The 17,460-nt window shown below is 59.2% G+C and carries 17 protein-coding genes; 12 read left to right on the top strand and 5 right to left on the bottom strand.

The genetic code is table 11. From position 1 onward, the window contains the following. Window positions 1–8: 8 nt before the first annotated feature. Window positions 9–707: a hypothetical protein gene (locus AC6CDK_RS11485; protein ID WP_039645059.1), complete on the bottom strand. Its 699-nt coding sequence runs from the start codon at window positions 705–707 to the stop codon at window positions 9–11. Then, the gene (locus AC6CDK_RS11480) at window positions 704–2,344 is read right to left on the bottom strand and encodes an AAA family ATPase (RefSeq protein ID WP_039645057.1); all 1,641 of its coding nucleotides are present in this window, start codon (window positions 2,342–2,344) and stop codon (window positions 704–706) included. Before AC6CDK_RS11480 ends, AC6CDK_RS11485 begins: the two co-directional genes overlap by 4 nt. A 307-nt stretch (window positions 2,345–2,651) precedes the next feature. Here AC6CDK_RS11480 and AC6CDK_RS11475 point away from each other — a divergent pair, with 307 nt between their 5' ends. After that, window positions 2,652–3,911, top strand: a complete 1,260-nt coding sequence (locus AC6CDK_RS11475; protein ID WP_192905137.1) for a cytochrome-c peroxidase — start codon at window positions 2,652–2,654, stop codon at window positions 3,909–3,911. A 138-nt stretch (window positions 3,912–4,049) separates the two neighbouring features. Then, the gene (xthA, locus tag AC6CDK_RS11470) at window positions 4,050–4,865 is read left to right on the top strand and encodes an exodeoxyribonuclease III (RefSeq protein ID WP_192905136.1); all 816 of its coding nucleotides are present in this window, start codon (window positions 4,050–4,052) and stop codon (window positions 4,863–4,865) included. A gap of 282 nt (window positions 4,866–5,147) precedes the next feature. Here the strand turns inward: xthA and AC6CDK_RS11465 are convergent, their stop codons facing one another. Continuing rightward, on the bottom strand, window positions 5,148–5,492 hold the full coding sequence (locus tag AC6CDK_RS11465; protein WP_192905135.1) for a hypothetical protein: 345 nt from the start codon (window positions 5,490–5,492) through the stop codon (window positions 5,148–5,150). A gap of 110 nt (window positions 5,493–5,602) precedes the next feature. Here AC6CDK_RS11465 and AC6CDK_RS11460 point away from each other — a divergent pair, with 110 nt between their 5' ends. The 8 genes from AC6CDK_RS11460 (at window position 5,603) to AC6CDK_RS11425 (ending at window position 14,499) form a co-directional block, all read left to right on the top strand. Then, window positions 5,603–6,538 carry a hypothetical protein gene (locus tag AC6CDK_RS11460; RefSeq protein ID WP_192905134.1) on the top strand — a complete coding sequence of 312 codons (936 nt, stop codon included), beginning with the start codon at window positions 5,603–5,605 and terminating at the stop codon, window positions 6,536–6,538. Between the two features lie 48 nt (window positions 6,539–6,586). Next, the gene (locus AC6CDK_RS11455; protein ID WP_192905133.1) at window positions 6,587–7,510 is read left to right on the top strand and encodes a hypothetical protein; all 924 of its coding nucleotides are present in this window, start codon (window positions 6,587–6,589) and stop codon (window positions 7,508–7,510) included. 67 nt (window positions 7,511–7,577) lie between these two features. After that, on the top strand, window positions 7,578–8,696 hold the full coding sequence (locus AC6CDK_RS11450; protein ID WP_192905132.1) for an NHL repeat-containing protein: 1,119 nt from the start codon (window positions 7,578–7,580) through the stop codon (window positions 8,694–8,696). Window positions 8,697–9,024: 328 nt separating this feature from the next. Beyond that, window positions 9,025–9,459, top strand: coding sequence for a hypothetical protein (locus AC6CDK_RS11445; RefSeq protein WP_039645038.1), 435 nt, complete (start codon window positions 9,025–9,027; stop codon window positions 9,457–9,459). Between the two features lie 181 nt (window positions 9,460–9,640). Further along, window positions 9,641–9,928 (top strand): DUF2845 domain-containing protein, encoded by a 288-nt coding sequence (locus AC6CDK_RS11440; protein ID WP_318258790.1) that lies wholly within the window; start codon window positions 9,641–9,643, stop codon window positions 9,926–9,928. A 133-nt stretch (window positions 9,929–10,061) separates the two neighbouring features. Beyond that, window positions 10,062–13,265, top strand: coding sequence for a carbamoyl-phosphate synthase large subunit (gene carB / locus AC6CDK_RS11435; protein ID WP_192905131.1), 3,204 nt, complete (start codon window positions 10,062–10,064; stop codon window positions 13,263–13,265). 112 nt (window positions 13,266–13,377) lie between these two features. After that, the gene (locus AC6CDK_RS11430) at window positions 13,378–13,863 is read left to right on the top strand and encodes a ferritin family protein (protein ID WP_039645035.1); all 486 of its coding nucleotides are present in this window, start codon (window positions 13,378–13,380) and stop codon (window positions 13,861–13,863) included. Window positions 13,864–13,890: 27 nt separating this feature from the next. Next, complete coding sequence (locus AC6CDK_RS11425; RefSeq protein WP_039645033.1) at window positions 13,891–14,499, top strand: transglutaminase-like domain-containing protein; 609 nt, start codon at window positions 13,891–13,893, stop codon at window positions 14,497–14,499. Here AC6CDK_RS11425 and AC6CDK_RS11420 read toward each other — a convergent pair. Continuing rightward, a complete protein-coding gene (locus AC6CDK_RS11420; RefSeq protein WP_010942197.1) occupies window positions 14,471–14,674 on the bottom strand; it encodes a 2-hydroxymuconate tautomerase family protein in 204 nt (67 codons plus the stop codon). The genes AC6CDK_RS11425 and AC6CDK_RS11420 overlap by 29 nt on opposite strands. A gap of 39 nt (window positions 14,675–14,713) precedes the next feature. Next, the gene (locus AC6CDK_RS11415; protein WP_039645031.1) at window positions 14,714–15,085 is read right to left on the bottom strand and encodes a pyridoxamine 5'-phosphate oxidase family protein; all 372 of its coding nucleotides are present in this window, start codon (window positions 15,083–15,085) and stop codon (window positions 14,714–14,716) included. 474 nt (window positions 15,086–15,559) lie between these two features. Between AC6CDK_RS11415 and AC6CDK_RS11410 the strand changes: the two genes are divergently transcribed. Next, window positions 15,560–16,384, top strand: coding sequence for a mechanosensitive ion channel family protein (locus AC6CDK_RS11410; RefSeq protein WP_039645026.1), 825 nt, complete (start codon window positions 15,560–15,562; stop codon window positions 16,382–16,384). Window positions 16,385–16,838: 454 nt separating this feature from the next. Beyond that, a partial coding sequence (locus tag AC6CDK_RS11405) for a transglycosylase domain-containing protein (RefSeq protein ID WP_496639835.1) occupies window positions 16,839–17,460 on the top strand: 622 nt, incomplete at its 3' end.

Genomic DNA, 17,460 nt, shown 5'->3' with positions numbered 1-17,460 from the left:
GCGCCGGATCAGTGACCGCCTGAGAGGGGGACGTCGAAGGTGCGGCCGTCCTTGGAGAAGCGGACCTTGCGCTCGCCGATGGAGACGATGCGGGCGCCCGCCACCACGTTTCCTTCCGCAACCAGGGTGCCGTTCACCACGGCCCGGCGCAGACGCCGCTCATCCTGCCAAGCGATGCCCGTTACGGACAGGTCCGAGGGCTGGGTCACGGCAACGGGTGCCGGTGCGCTTGGGGCGCGTACCGCCGGGGCACTTTCTTCTTCCTCCTCGTCCGGGCGCGGTGCCGCGGGCACGGGGCGCGGAACAGCCGCCGCGGGCGGGGCAGGGACGGGACGCGGCGCCTCAACGGCCGGAGCCGGTTGCAGTTGCGGTTGCGGAACCGGGGGCTGCGGCACGGGGGCCGGCGCCAGTGCTGACTCCGTGCCCTCGTCCTGGTACCCGGCCGTCAGCGGGGCCGTCCGTCCGGCGTCCCGGCGTTGTACCGCCGCCGTGCGCGTGGCGTCGTTGCCGCCCTTCAGTAACAGGCCCGCTGCCAGACCCGCCAGGAGGATCACCGCAGCGCCGGCCGCGAACAGCCACCGTTTCCGGCTGTCGGAGCGCTGCGCCCCCCGGTGGCCGAGCACGTCGGGACGGATGTTCTCGGTGGCCCCGCGCCGGGCTTTGCGCTCCTGCTCCATTTTTCTCAGCGCGTCAAGAATCAGGCTCATTGCGTGCTCCCCTTTGCTCCCGTAAGTCCCGGCGGGAAAAACCCGCCCGCCCTGCGGTAGAGGAGCGCCAGCGTTTTCTCCCCCGCCTTGCCGTCAGGTTGCAGCCCCTCGGACTGCTGGAAGCGACGGATCCCTTCCTCGGTAGCCGCGTCAAAGTCGCCCGTGGGTTTTTCATCGTAGAAACCGGCCCCTTTCAGCAGTTCCTGAAGAGGCTTCACTCCCTTGCCCTTGCTTCCCGCCCGGGTCCGTAACGGTATTCCGTGGAAATTCTTCCAGAACATCCAGGCCCGTCCCTCCCAGAACGCCTCGATCTCGCCGCGCGAAAGGGAATGTTTCCCCGCAACAGCCGGCACCACGGTGAACGAGCCGTTGCTCGCGGCCGTAAGGGTCAGGAACCGGCTGGTGCCGTCGGGAAGCTCCACCTGGAGCAGCACCGGCGCGTCGAAGCGCAGGATGTCGTCCAGGCTCCCCTTGATTTCCGTGGCCGTGAAACCGCGCCGTGCCGCCAGGGTGCGGATATCGTCGCTGTGCCCGGCCCGGTCGATGGCGGGTGCCTGCCATGCCCCCAGCAGGGCGTTGGCAGTGGTCAGCATGTTGTCACCCGCGGCCGTTGCCGCCAAAGATTTGCGGACAGCATCGCCGGTCAGGGGAGGCGGCTGCGGCGCAGGGGCAGCGGTCGGGGCCGGGGCCGGCGTTGCCTCTCCGGCCACGGCCGGGGGCGACGGCTCCTTGCCCGCGCGGTTGAACAGGGTAACGCCGATGCTTATCGCCGCGGCCAGGGTCAGGAACTGCAGGGTCTTGCGGGGGAGGGGAAAGCGCCGCCCTTCTTCCTGGCGCACGTCGATGATGGCCTCGGCCGCCATTGACGCGGTGATCTCCCTGCTGTCCCTGGTGTAGGCCAGCAGGAGCGCCCGGTCGCACACGGCATTGATCAGCCGGGGCAGCCCTTTGGAGAAGCGGTAGATCTTCTTCACGGCCCCCAGGGTGAACGCCACCGGCTCCCGGCCGCCGCCCGCCACCCTGATCCGGTGCCGGATGTACTCCCGCGTATCGTCGCACCCCATGGGCTCCAGGTGGTAGCGCACCGTGATCCGCTGGTTGAGCTGGCGCAGTTCTTCCAGCGCCAGCAGCCGCTTCAGCTCCGGCTGGCCCACCAGCACGATCTGGATCAGCTTGTCCCGCTCGGTCTCCAGGTTGGAGATGAGCCTGATGTGCTCCAGCACCTCGGCGGAAAGATTCTGGGCCTCGTCGATCACCAGCACCACCGTGCGGCCGGCCGAGCTTTCCTCCAGCAGGAAACGGTTCAGGGCCTCCAGCAACTCGCCCCGCTCCGAGCTGGCGCAGGGGAGGCCGAACTCCCGGTTGATCCCCTGGAGCAGCCCCAGGGACGACAGGGTCGGGTTGAAGATGAGGGCGGTGCGGTGCGTGGCCGGGTCGAGCTGGTTGAGGAAGGTCCTGATCAGGGTGGTCTTGCCGGTCCCCACCTCGCCCGTCAGCTCGATGAACCCGGCATGGGTGTCAATGCCGTAGAGCAGGTGGGCGAACCCCTCCTGATGGTGGGTGCTCAGAAAGAGAAAATCAGGGTTCGGGGTGAGCGCAAAGGGTTGTTCGGTAAAGCCGAAATGGTCTCGATACATGGGGCACGAACATCGGCCGGAAAACTGTCCGGCGAGTAAAATAATCAGATTTTCAACTAGTTATAAAGTTCAAATCCCTGGATGTCAAGGAGTAATTCATCGGCGGGCCCGGACGGGGGATGTTTGACAAAGGTTAATCATTATGTACAGTTAACCTCTGCGGACCCCGGCCGGACATGAGCGCCGGCAACAGACGTACGGGAAAGGAGGGTGATACGGCGCCGGGGAAGGCAGGGATGCGACCGCATATTCCGGAAACCTGTCCGACAAGACGTGGTCAGGTTACACACAACAAGGGGGTACAGGGATGGTATCCAAGCGACTAATGGGAGCGGCGGCACTTCTCCTCCTGGCGGCAGGCGCCGCCGGCGCGGCAGGCTTGACCGTCAAGGAACAACTTGGCAAGGACATCTTCTTCGACAACAACCTTTCAATCAACCGCAACCAGTCATGCGCGGTCTGCCATGCCCCCGAGGCGGGGTGGACCGGCCCCTCACCCGACATTAACTCCCACGGCGCAGTATATGAAGGCTCCATCGCCGGGCGTTTCGGCAACCGCAAACCACCCTCATCGGCCTACGCAACCACTGCGCCCATCCTCAAATATATCCGTCAGGGCGGCGGCATGTTCGTGGGGGGCAACTTCTGGGATGGCCGCGCCACCGGCGAAAAACTGGGCAACCCCGCCGCCGACCAGGCCCAGGGCCCGTTCCTGAATCCGCTGGAGCAGGCGCTCCCCGACTCGGCCTGCGTGGTCCACCGGGTCTGCACCGCCACCTACGGCACCGCCATGGACGTCGTCTGGCCCGGCTCGTGCGCCATTGTCTGGCCCGCCGACGCGGACACATCCTGCGCCACCGAAGGGGCCTTCGTGAACCTGGATGCTCCCAACCGGGCAAAATCCAATCTGGCCTACGACTACATCGCCCTGGCCATTGCCGCCTACGAGGGCTCGACCGAATCCAACGCCTTCACCTCCAAGTACGATTTCTACTTGGCCGGCAAGGCATTCCTGACGCCCCAGGAGAAAATGGGGCTCGCTCTCTTCAACGGCAAGGGCAAATGTGCCCGCTGCCACGTCAACACCGGCAAAAAGCCACTTTTCACCGACTACACCTACGACAACCTGGGCGTACCGCGCAATGTCGAGAATCCTTTCTATCAGTCCACCTTCAATCCCCTGGGGGCCGCCTGGATCGACCTGGGGCTCGGCGGCTTCCTTGAGTCGCGCATCGATTACAGCCGATTTGCCAAGGCCAACCTCGGCAAGCACAAGGTGCCCACCCTGCGCAACGTGGACAAGAAAGCCGCCCCCGATTTCGTCAAGGCATTCGGCCACAACGGCTACTTCAAGAGCCTGAAGGAGATCGTCCACTTCTACAACACCCGCGACGTTCTCCCCACCTGCGCGCCCGGCTCCCCCGGCGAAAAGGTGACCTGCTGGCCGCTGCCCGAACTGGCCCTCACCATGAACACCGCCGAACTGGGCAACCTCAAGCTCTCCGATGCCGAAGAAGACGCCCTGGTGGCCTTCATGAAGACCCTCACCGACGGCTATCAGCCCTGACCGACCCGTTGCACCGCCCCGGACCGCCCGGTCCGGGGCACGTTTCCGCCTGCCTCAGACCCGTTCACAAACCAATGGATAATGAACCCGCAATCTGCTAGTGATACGAGCAAAATTCCCCTTGCGAGGTGACCCGGGATGAAACTCGTATCGTTCAACGTCAATGGCCTGCGCTCCCGTCTCCATCAACTCGAAGAACTGGTCCGGACCCATCGGCCCGACATCATCGGCCTCCAGGAAACCAAGGTGCAGGATGCCGACTTCCCCCTGGCCGCCGTCCAGGCCCTGGGCTATCACGTGATCTACCACGGCCAGAAGACCCACCACGGCGTGGCGCTCCTCTCCCTCCAGCCGCCCCGCGACGTCCGGCTCGGCCTCCCCGGCGACGGCGACGAAGCCCAGAAGCGCTTCATCGGCGCCACCTTCGACCTCTCCGCCGGGCCGCCCCTGAGGGTCATCAACGGCTACTTCCCCCAGGGTGAAAGCCGCGACCACCCGGTCAAGTTCCCGGCCAAGGAGCGCTTCTACGCCGACGTGCTCGCCTACCTGATATCCTCCTGCGACCCCGACGCCCCCCTGGCGGTCATGGGAGACTTCAACATCGCCCCCGTGGACCCGGACATCGGCATCGGCGCCGACAACGCCAAGCGCTGGCTCCGCACCGGCAAGACCAGCTTCCTGCCCGAAGAGCGCGCCTGGTTCGCCGCCCTGTGCGACTGGGGGCTGCACGACAGCTACCGCGAACTCTACCCCGACATCGACGACCGCTTCAGCTGGTTCGACTACCGCAGCCGCGGCTTCGAGTCCGAGCCCAAGCGGGGCCTGCGCATCGACCACATCCTCCTCACCCGTCCGCTCCAGCAAGCCTGCCGCGCCGCCGGCATCGACTACGACATCCGCGCCATGGAAAAGCCGTCCGACCACTGCCCCGTGTGGGTGGAGGTGGAAGTGTGATCAGCGCTCGAAACGCGGCCCGAGGACGCGGCGTATAGGGGTTTTCCTGATTGAACGGGGATAGTAATTGATTTATGAAAGGGTGTTAGTGGTGTGTGGGGGGGATTGATTCGGGTATGGGAAAGCAGGGGAGGGTCCTTGATTTCCTGGCGAGTAGTTGGACGGAGCGAGTTTTCTGAGAGAGAAGGCGGAGCCTTACAATGCCGATTTTACCGACAAAAGTGAGGTTCTAAGCGCTGGAAATGAGATCTTTTGGGACTATTATGATTTTATTTCAGTTGGTTAGCTTGGTCCGACCCGCAAGAGGTCTCCGCGAATAACAGGGATAAACACAGAAAAATCAGCATGGTGTGTGCTACTAGCGCAGTTAATAAGCTGGCTCTGTTTGCTTCGGACGGTTCCGATTATTTCCACGCTACCGGCCCCGCAAAGCCCTCCGTTGACGGTCCACCGATAAAGTTCTTGGAATTTGCTAGAAGCAAAAATGTCAAAGCCGAAATAGGTTTTACCACTCATATAATCTTCGACGAAGGAACCGAAGTCTCTGGTCAAAGTGTGTTTCTTGTCCTCGAAAATATTAGCTCTTACATCAGGAACACCGTCATAAAAGCACTTGTATAATTGCATGATTAGCTCCCCAAATTTGAGATGGAGTGCATAACTCTCGGCGGCAGAAGGACGGCTAACGCCGCCTCTGCGCCTCATGCACGTTGTGCAGGACAAAAAACGGAGAAATTATGGAATTTATCATGCCAGCCGATATGAAATCCGCAGCTGTTATTTTGACTTTGCTGTTTTTGGTGGTTTCTCTGATTATCGGCGTAATCCTCGTTTTCGTGCCCAAGAAGGATGACATGGCTATCAAGCTCTTTGGTAGCATTGTGGTTGTCGGCCTCTCCTTGGCTTCTAATGATGTTTGGGTTTATGCACTGGCAATATTCATTATTGCAACCCTTGTCACCGAACTGAGTTTCCTTGAAAATATAGCAGCCATATTTTGGAATAGAGAGAAGTACTGGGAATACATGATGAAGAAGGCGTCTGTGTCAGAACTAAAAGCAAAACGACAAGAAGAAGCCCTGGAGGAGCAAGGAGAGACAGCTTCGGGGACAGAACCTTCTGAACCAGAAACTGCCGAAACAACTACGCCCCAAGAAACCACTTCGACCGATCAAGAAGCCCCTAAAGATCAGTCGTTAACCGAAAGACAGGTAAGGATTGATGCGATTAGTTCGTCAGAGAGGTTCGAGCATGCAGTGTTATTGGCGCTGAAGGATGGATTCCGCCCGTATATTTCAGGCAAGCTTTTTAAGCAGATGAAAGTTGTAGCAAGCGACGGAACAGAGATGATTTATGATGCAATCATAAACACTCATCCTGTTGACTATATAATAGAAATCAAAAAATATCAGAGACCAAGCAGTCTTTATAATGTTCTGTCTCAATTACGAGGTTCGGTGTCATATTATCAGAACTATCTGGCTGAAAGAGGAATTACCAAACGAATCGTTCCAATAGTTGTAGTTCCATCTGATCTCAATGCACCATCTATATTCAAGGATAGCTTGGCTGTCCTAAAGTTTGACGAGGCAACCAGAAGATTTACAAATATGAACGAATTTATAACAGCTGTAAATCATTTGATTTCTATCGGTAGCACTGGGACTCGATAAATTGACCTATGCTTATGGAGTACATGTGTAATTAGATTAGGAGGAAAAATGGGAAAACAACTTTCTCCTGCCGCGATTATGGCACTTAAAGAAGCACTCTGTTCTGTGTATTGGTATAAATCCGATCTCCGAAGTTTTTTGCAGTTATGCCTATCAAACCCTTCTCTGCTCACAAAATTCGACTGGCAAAATTATAAGCGTCAAATTGTTTCTGATCTTATAGATCATCTTGTTGGGAACCCCGACAGGTACATAGGCGATTTAACCAAGTTATGTTATGAGTTGTGCAAGATCACTGATTTTAATCATTTAAAGCAACTCGATGATGGCAACTCAAAAGTTGAGCGAGCACGTGCAGCAGTATTGCAACTTCGGCAACTGGTTGAACCACATCAAGATGTAAAACGCGAACAGGATGAAATTGAAAAACGACAGGAGGTTGCAGCTAAGAGACTGCGCGAGAACGTTGCTGTACGCCAGAAGTTGGAAGAAATAAAGATGAAGTATTTATCTTTAATCAGCTCTACCAATCCCCAAGGTAGAGGTTTCGAGCTCGAAAAGATGATGTATGATCTTTTCGAGTTATTCGATCTCGACCCTAAAGCTTCCTTCAAGAACCTTGGAGAGCAGGTTGACGGCGCGTTCGCCCTTGAAGGTACTGATTATTTGTTTGAAGCAAAGTGGCAGAAAGAACTTATCAACAAAGCTGATCTTGCCGCCTTCTCTGATAAGGTCAAAACCAAATTGGAAAATACCTTAGGAGTCTTTCTCTCTATCAATGGGTTCTCGACGGATGGAGTTACTGCTCACCAGGCGGGAGGCGCATCGATTATTCTAATGGACGGAGGAGATCTCATGGCGGTATTTGAGGAACGTATCGACTTCGTAAGTCTACTTCTAAGAAAGAAAAGATACGCGGCCCAGACAGGCAATATCTACCTCACTTATTTCCAGATGGTTAACGCAAAATGAGCACAACAAGCGCCAAGACCGGCCAAAAGACCTGCCGGTCAGGCTTTTGACGTTGGAAGGAGAAATAATGAGGAAAGTCTTTAAACGAATTGGACCTGCCGTAGCAATTGTTTCAGTTTTGTCCCTTGGTGGATGCGGCAGCAATTCGGATGGCATCTCTACTATTCAAATGGGCGGTGCTAAACAAGGAAATGTTCTCACGCTTACTGGAACGGTATCCGTTCTCGCAGGTCAGGCAACGCAGCAGGGAACAACCGATGGGACCGGTTCAGTGGCTCGGTTTAATGCTCCCTCCGGTATAACGACCGACGGGGTCAACCTCTACGTGGCGGACACAGGAAATAATACAATCCGTAAAGTAGTGATTACAACCGGTGCAGTTACTACACTTGCAGGTACAGTTGGGACAGGTACTGCCCAAACGAGTGGATCAACCGATGGAACAGGCTCTGCGGCTAAGTTCAATGCCCCATTTGCCATTACGACTGATGGGACAAACCTTTATGTCGCTGACACAAATAACAACACAATCCGCAAGGTAGTTATTGCGACTGGCGCAGTTACAACTTTGGCAGGCAGTGCCGGAATAACTGGCTCAACTGATGGCATTGGTTCTGCGGGGCTATTCAACTCACCAAGTGGCATTACAACCGATGGCACAAACCTCTATGTGTCAGACACGGGCAATAGGGCAATCCGGAAAGTGGTAATAGCAACTGGCGCCGTGACTACACTTGCAGGCAGCGCCGGAACGCCTGGCTCAACCGATGGGGTCGGTTCTTCGGTCCTGTTCGGTACAGTATTCGGGATTACAACCGACGGTACGAATCTTTTTGTCGCCGACACCGATAACAGCACAATTCGCAAGGTAGTAGTTGCAACTGGGGCAGTGACCACTTTGGCGGGGAGTGCCGGACAAAACGGTAAAACCGACGGAACTGGCACCACTGCTAGGTTCAACTCGCCAGTTGGCATTACAACTGACGGGACAAATCTTTATATTGCAGATTCAAGTAACGATTCAATTCGCAAGGTGGTAATTGCAACTGGCACTGTGACCACATTGGTAGCAGGCACCTCATTGAGCTCTACTTCTCCTTTGAGTTTCCCATTAGGAATCACAACTGATGGTGCAAGTCTTTTTGTTGCTGACACACAGAACAGTACTATTGATTTGCTTAAATAAGCGAAGCTTTCACAGGCCCTTGGACACCGACCGGGGCCGAAAGCGCCTCGGTGCGGGTCAAGGGGCAGGGTACGTAAATCGTAAATCGTACGTAAATCGGGTCGGACCAAGCCAACCTACTGACATTTCAACAATTACATCTATTTCAGAGGGTTTTTTACCCTTAGAAGCGCATTTTCAGGGTCATAATTGAGCACTCAACATAACATGGCACGAGCGAATCGGCACTGCATACCGGGTCAGGTGTGGCACGGCCTGTTGCCGAAACCAAGACGAGGCCGGTTCTAAGCACGTATAATCTGTCCATCGTTACAGCCGGAGTCCAGCTATGATGGGAAGACAGGAACAACCTCAGCACAACCTATTCCATTACAGTGTCAACCTCGACAAGTGGATCAGAAACGATCACCCGCCTCGCACGGTCAATGAATTGATCGACTTCGATTTTGCCTATGCCGAGGTGAAGAATTGCTCCGGCAACAACGGCAATGAATCGGTCATTTCGCTGATCATATTGAAGTTGATGCTCTTTCTCGTTTTCTACAAATGTCCGCTCGGAACGGGAGGTGATGAAAACCGTTCCGGAGCGAATGGACTGGCTCTGGTCTCCGGGATACGATCTCGACTCGGTCATCCCGAACCACAGCGTCTTATCCAAGGCAGGGAAGAAGTGGGGCGCTGCAGTTTTCCAAAGCTTTTCCGAGCGAATTACTTCATAAGATGTTTATGGGGGCAACGGCCCTCCAGCCATGTCGATAACTGAGCTTGTGCGTTATTCAAGGGGAAGCTTTGTTAAGCGATTTATTTTCTCGGCATCCTGTGCAATTATAGCTGCAATCGATTTCGCTGGCATTCTCCAGCGGGACCAGTAGTGCCTGTAACGAACCGGTCGCCACCACGAGTTCCACACTTACGTAAGAGCGAGAAAAAGTCCCCGCCGGCAAATACGTTTCCGATCCTCAGGGAGCCCGGCTCCACCACGGCGAAGTTCTACTGCGGCGACAGGGTCGTGGCGTCCGGGCATACGCGGGCAGGGGGGCGAAGAGTGCGATGAACCGGCCCGGAAGGAACAGCGGCGGGAAGCGCGCGTACGGGCGGTGACTCGCGGCAGGACGTTCCTGACGACTGTGGCTACCGAAGAGTGGGTTTACAACTCGGGCCCCGGCCGTTTACTCTGCCATCGGAAATTCCCGGATGATCGGTTCGCGGAGATCAAAACCGGAGAAGGATGATAAGATGCCATGCAATGGCGCCATGACCGCTGACACGTATGCCCCATGGGGGCGACGGCAGAGTCGGGCGCCCACAGAACCAGATCATAGCTGACAGGTACCCAACCTCTATGCACAAAGGAGTGTATCGCCAATGCCCAAACGCACCGACATCCACAAAGTCCTCATTATCGGCTCCGGCCCGATCATCATCGGCCAGGCCTGCGAGTTCGACTACTCCGGCACCCAGGCCTGCAAGGCGCTGCGCAAGCTGGGCTACCAGATCGTGCTGGTCAACTCCAACCCGGCCACCATCATGACCGACCCGGGCACGGCCGATGTGACCTACATCGAGCCGTTGAACGTGCCAACCTTGACCGAGATCATTGACAAGGAGCGCCCTGATGCCCTGCTGCCCAACTTGGGCGGCCAGACCGGCCTGAACCTGTCCAGCGCCCTGGCCGAGGCCGGCGTGCTGGAAAAGTACGGGGTCAAGGTGATCGGGGTCAACCTGGATGCCATCAAGCGCGGCGAGGACCGCGAGACCTTCAAACAGACCATGGATAGCCTGGGCATCGAAATGGCCCGCAGCGACATTGCCCACTCCCTGGATGAGGCTAAGGCGGTGCTGGAGAAGATCGGTTTCCCGGTGGTGATCCGGCCGGCCTATACCATGGGCGGCACCGGCGGCGGCTTTGCCTACAACATGGAGGAGTTCGAGACCATCGTCAACCGTGGCCTGTCGGTCAGTCCGATCAGGCAGGTGCTGGTGGAGGAGTCGATCCTGGGCTGGGAAGAGTTGGAGCTGGAGGTGGTCCGCGACGCCAAGAACCAGAAGATCACGGTCTGCTTCATCGAGAACGTGGATGCCGTGGGGGTTCATACCGGCGATTCCTTCTGCACCGCGCCGATGCTGACCATCAGCCAGGAGCTGCAGGATCGCCTGCAGGCCGATGCCTACAAGATCGTCGACGCCATTGAGGTGATCGGCGGCACCAACGTGCAATTTGCCCATGACCCCAAGACCGGACGGGTGGTGGTGATCGAGATCAACCCCCGCACCTCCCGTTCATCGGCCCTGGCCTCCAAGGCCACCGGTTTCCCGATCGCCCTGGTTTCGGCCATGCTGGCCGCCGGCCTGACCCTGGACGAGATCCCCTACTGGCGGGACGGCTCCCTGGAGAAGTACACCCCCTCCGGCGACTACGTGGTGGTCAAGTTTGCCCGCTGGGCCTTTGAGAAGTTCAAGGGGGTGGAAGACAAGCTGGGCACCCAGATGCGGGCCGTGGGCGAGGTGATGAGCATTGGCAAGAACTACAAGGAGGCGCTGCAAAAGGCGATCCGCTCCCTGGAAAACGGCCGTTATGGCCTGGGGTTTGCCAAGGACTTCAACAAGCGTTCCCTGCCCGAACTGCTGGAGCTGTTGGCTGAGGCCACCAGCGAGCGGCAGTTTATCCTGTACGAGGCGCTGCGCAAGGGAGCCGATATCGACCTGCTCCATCGCCGCACCCATATCAAGCCCTGGTTTTTGCAACAGATGAAGGAGCTGGTGGAACTGGAGGAGCGGATTCTTGCCCACAAATGGGGGCGCCTGCCGAACGATCTGCTGGTTCAGGCCAAAAAAGACGGTTTCTCGGACCGCTATCTGGCGCAACTCCTCCACGTTCCCGAAGAGCGGATCCGTGAGCGGCGCATCACCCTCGACATGCTGGAGTCGTGGGAGCCGGTGCCGGTCAGTGGTGTGGAGAATGCGGCCTACTACTTCTCCACGTACAATGCCCCGGATAGCGTGGCGGTCACGGAACGCAAAAAGATCATGGTGCTGGGGGGCGGCCCCAACCGGATCGGTCAGGGGATCGAGTTCGACTACTGCTGCGTCCACACCGCCTTTGCCCTCAGGGATGCAGGCTATGAAACCATCATGGTCAACTGCAACCCGGAGACGGTTTCCACCGACTACGACACCTCGGACAAGCTCTACTTCGAGCCGTTGACCGTGGAGGATGTGCTGTCGATCTACGCCAAGGAGCAGCCGGAAGGGGTGCTGGTGCAGTTCGGCGGCCAGACGCCGCTCAACATCGCCCGTCAGCTTCAGGAGGCGGGAGTGCGGATCATCGGCACGCAGCCCGATACCATCGACCTGGCCGAGGACCGGGAGCAGTTTAACGCCATAATGCGCAAGCTCGGCATACCCCAGCCCGAATCGGGCATGGCCAGCAAGCTGGAGGATGCCATCGTCATTGCCGAGCGGATCGGCTATCCGCTGATCGTGCGTCCCTCCTACGTGCTGGGGGGGCGGGCCATGGAGGTGGTGCATGACGAGGAGATGCTGCGCGAATACCTGTCCAAGGCGGTGGATGTGACCCCGGAGCGGCCGATCCTGATCGACCGTTTCCTGCAGAACGCCATTGAGGCCGAGGCCGATGCAATCAGCGACGGGACCGACGCCTTCGTGCCGGCGGTGATGGAGCATATCGAGATGGCCGGCGTCCATTCCGGCGACTCGGCCTGCGTGATACCGCCGGTCAATATCCCGGCGAAACATGTTGCCACCATCGAGGAGTACACCCGCCGGATCGCGGTGGAGATGGGGGTGGTGGGGCTCATGAACATCCAGTACGCCATTAGCGACGACAAGGTCTACATCCTGGAGGCCAACCCCCGGGCCAGCCGCACCGTGCCGCTGGTTTCCAAGGTCTGCAACATTCCGATGCCGCGCATCGCGGTGCAGGTGATGCTGGGCGCCAAACTGAAGGACATGGGACTGGCCCGAGTGGCTGTTTCCCATTTCGGGGCGAAGGAGGCGGTATTCCCCTTCAACATGTTCCCGGAGGTGGATCCGGTGTTGGGGCCGGAGATGCGCTCCACCGGCGAGGTGCTGGGCATGGCGTCGTCATACGGGATGGCGTTCTACAAGGCCCAGGAGGCGGCCGGCGCCATGCTGCCGCTGGAGGGGACAGTGCTCATCACGGTCAACGAGCACGATCGCGCCGGAGCCCTTGAGGCGGCACAGCGGTTCTCCGCCATTGGTTTGGCGATCATGGCCACCCAGGGGACAGCGGCGTTCCTTGCCGGCAACGGAGTAACCGTGAAGACCGTGCTCAAGATGCACGAGGGAAGGCCGAACGTGGCCGACGCCATCAAGAATGGCGAGGTTCACCTGGTGGTCAATACGCCGTCGGGCAAGGCCAGCATCCATGACGACTCGTACATCCGCAAGGCGGCCATCAAGCACAAGATCCCCTATGTTACGACCATTGCCGCGGCAATCGCCGCCGCTGACGGCATTGCCGCCCGCAGGCAGGGGAAGGAGTCAGTCAGGAGCCTGCAGGAGTATCATGGGGGAATCGGTCGGTAGGTTTGATGCGCCGGGGTTGATCTGTCCCGGGGGTAACCTGGCGATATGCTTGCGCACGGAGGAACTGCCGGGCAGGATGACCCGCAGGGTGGGGCGAAGGAGGATAAAACCCGTGAAGCTTACTGCGGATGTGATCTTGCAGATAGCAATGGAGCTGGAGCGGCGGGGCCGGACATTCTATGAATCGCTGGCCCTCGGCTGCGGCAACGGGCGGATCGCGGCGCTGGCCGCCACGCTGGCAAAGGCGGAGATTGATCACCTGGAAACCTTTACGCGCATGCGGGAGGGACTGCCGGAGGGGCTGCGCGGTCCGAACCTGACAGAAGAGGAGCTCATGGCTGCGGCGGAACGCGTGCGCAGGGAGGTCCTGCCCCGGGCGAGCGTGGTGAGCGAGACGGTCATCGCCTCGAACCCGGGCAAGGCGCTGGACATGGCGATAGCCATGGAGGCCGATGCCGTCGCCTTTTACGCGGAGGCGGCGGCCGGTCTCGATGGTCTTGATGCCGATGTCATCACGGCGATCATGGCCGAGGAGAGGGCGCACCTCGTGATGCTCCAGGAGGTGCGCAACCTGTGCGCCGCCGTTCTCCCCGGGTAGCCCGCGTCTGAAAGGACAACGACCGAGATGGATCGATACCTGGCGGAGTCGGACATCATTGACTGGAGCCACCCGGACATCCTCTCGCTGGCAACGGCGCTCTCGGCGGGTTGCCGCCCGGAAAGCGAGATTGCCGGAAGATGCTTTGAGTGGGTGCGCGACAACGTCCGCCACAGTTGGGACCATAAGCTCAACCCCGTGACCTGCACGGCGTCGGACGTTCTGCGCCATCGGACCGGGTATTGCTATGCAAAAAGCCATCTGCTCGCGGCGCTCCTGCGGGCATGCGGCATTCCGGCGGGATTCTGCTATCAGCGGCTGAGCCTGGGCGGTCACGGGGCGCCGTACTGTCTGCACGGCCTGAATGCGGTTTTCCTGCCCGCGCATGGCTGGTATCGGATCGATCCCCGGGGCAACAGGGACGGGATCGATGCCCGGTTCACTCCGCCGGTCGAGCGCCTGGCATTCTCGCCGGACGACAGCCTGGAAGCCGATCTTCCCGAGATATGGTCGGAGCCACTGGACTGCGTGGTCTCGGTGCTGCGCCGCCATGACGACTATCGGGACGTGTACGCCAACCTGCCCGACGTGGAGCTGGTGCGGACGGTCAGCGTCCGGCCCTGCGCCGCACGGTGACCGACTCGCCGCCGATCCCCCAGTTGTCGGTATCCACCTCGTCGATCACCACCACCGTGGTGGCCGGATTCTTCCCCAGCACATCCACCAGCAACTGGGTGGCCCCCCTGATCAGGGCCGCCTTCTGCTCCGCCGTCGCTCCTTCGCGGGTGATCTTGATGTTCACGTAGGGCATGAAACCGTTCTCCTTTCAGATGTCGTGCAGGGCCATATGCTACCAGGTCTGGGTGATCGAGCCGGGCGTTACGGCCAGGGTGGCGCGCAGCCAGTCGAACCGTGCCTTCAGCAGGTCAAACTCCGGGCCGGAGAATAGGAACGCGGCCGTGCCCCTGATCAGGAACCCCGCGCCCGGTCCGTGCAGCCCCTTGACCTTGCTGCTGCCGATGGTGATCAGAACTTCGGGGTTGACGGCAATGTTGGCCTCGGTGCGGTGCATGTAGCCGGCGGGGATCAGCAGGCGGCCGTCGTCGGAGATGCGGACGTAGCTGTTCCAGGTGTTGACCAGATGCGGGCCGTCCTGGCCCAGGGTGGCGATGGCGACGATGCCGTCCTGCTTCAGTATTTCCATCAATGTTTCGGGGATCATCCGTGCTGCCTCCTGTTGGTTGAGAGTGGTCCGGCCGGGTTCTGCGACCGGAAGAATCTCTGTTTGTGCTGACCGTGAATGATGCGGTACCTTTTCACTACGTGTCTGTGCCGGATTATCCGGCCGCACCCGCTGCTCCGGCCCGACCGCGCCATTTGTTGCGCAGGGCTGCCCGCAACGGCTGAACAACATTGTTAGGATAGTCGATTTTTGTCCCCATTGGGAGGTGGAGTTTCAATTAGTTTTGTCCAAACAGACGAGACTCTGTAGCTACAATGGCGCCGGAGTCGAGCATCACCGGTTGCGCGGGCCGGCTGAAACGGGGAGATGAGACATCCGAATGAATGGCAATTCACCCGATTAGCGGTAGACTTGATCAGTAACGGCTCCTGGTGGAGCGGGCGCCGGCAGGAAGCCGGCCGTTCCAGGTGTGCGCACCATCCGGGAGAACGGCTCACATCAAGGAGGAACGGCATGGACAGCATTGGCCAGTATCAGCAACTTGTTATCGCCTACGCAACGGAAATCGGGACAAAGATCATCGCCGCCATTATCTTCTGGATCGTCGGTCGCTGGCTGATCCATCTGGTCCAGCGGATGCTGCAGCAGGTCCTTGAGAAGCAGAAGGTCGATCCCAGTCTCATGCGGTACTTGGGCAATTTCCTCGGTGTTGCCCTGAACATCGTGCTGGTGGTTGCGATCCTGGGTTACTTCGGGGTGCAGACGACCACCTTCGCCGCATTGGTGGCCGGTGTCGGCATTGCCGTGGGTGCCGCCTGGGGCGGGCTCCTCTCCAACCTGGCGGCAGGGGCGTTTCTCCTGGTGCTGCGTCCCTTCAAGGTGGGGGATTTCGTCACCATCGGCGGCATCACCGGAACCGTGCAGGAAATCGGCCTGTTCGTGACTGCCATCAACACCCCCGATAATGTCATGACCATGGTGGGCAATGCCAAGATTTTCAACGACACCATCCAGAACTACACCATCAACGACTACCGCCGGGTTGAGCTGAAATGCCAACTGGCCGGCAGCGCCGACCATGTGGCTGCCATGGAGCTGCTGCGGGAGAAGCTGGCGGCGGTGCCGAACGTGCTGTCAATGCCTGCGGTCGATGTGGAGATCCTCGATTTCACCCTGGTGGGGCCCGTGCTTGCCGTTCGTCCCTACTGCCACAACGACCATTACTGGCAAGTCTATTTCGACGGTAACCGCACGATCCGCGAGGCCCTTGCCGCGGCCGGATTCCCGGCGCCAATGCCTGCCCAGGTGGTGCTGGTCCAGAATCCGCAGGGGGGATGACCGGTCGCTGTGCCGGATATGCCGGGAACTGCCGCGGCGCGATTACCGCTCGGCCAGGCTGACGTGCGATCCGGCGGGACATCGCCATAGCCCCACAGGGCTGACTTGACGTAACCAATGCCTCCGGGCGAGGAGGTAGCGCACGGGCAAGGACGGATTGCCGGCGGGTTCGGCCTCGCGCCGCCGCCGGCCGGGGGTCCGGATTCTCTCCGCGACCGCGATCCCCTCTGCGTTCGCTGCTCTTCCCGCTCCGGGCAGCGGTGCCTCCCCGCAGGCGCCGAATGCCCCCGCTCCCTGCCGTGCCTGCCCTTGACATCCTTCAACGAAGCATATACCGTTTGCGGTGCCTGTTTGAGCGTAAACACTTCAAGCGTCACCGTCACCGGTCCGGACTGCCCCGCAACGGGCGGAACACCCGTTGAACCGATGAATGCCGCCCGCGAGGGTAGGAGTAATGTCCAAGCTGTCCTATTGCCTGATCGTACTTATCGTCCTGACCCTGAGCCTGACGTCGCCGGCCGGGGCCCAGGATGCCATCGCCACTCATCCAATCCTGCCCGCCGGCTATTCTTCCATCAAAGTTTTCGACCGTAACGGCCGGTTTGCGGGCCGGATTCTTCCCGAAAAGCGCTACTGGGTTCCCATCGACCGCATCCCTGCCTTCCTGCAAAAGGCGGTGGTGGCGGTGGAGGATGCCCGCTTCTACGAGCATGGCGGCATCGATGTGCGGGGAATTGCCCGGGCCCTGGTAAAGGATGTGGCCAAGGGGAGGCTGGCCGAGGGTGGCTCGACCATTACCCAGCAGTTGATCAAGAACAAGTATCTCTCCGGGGAGAAGAGTATCGGGCGCAAGCTGGAAGAAGCCCGGCTGGCAATGGACTACGAGAAGAAATACAGCAAGAGCCAGATCCTAGAAATGTATTTCAATGAAATCTACTACGGCCGTGGAGCCTGGGGGATTGCCCAGGCGGCCCGCGTCTACTTCGACAAGAACCCGGATGAGTTGACCGAGGCCGAATGCGCCCTGCTGGCGGGTGTGCCCAAGAATCCGGGCCGCTACAACCCGCTGGGCAAGG

This window comes from Geobacter sp. PheSNFMC (assembly GCF_059620965.1).
Note: the sequence above shows the minus strand (reverse complement) of the source record. Positions and strands in the feature narration are given on the sequence as shown.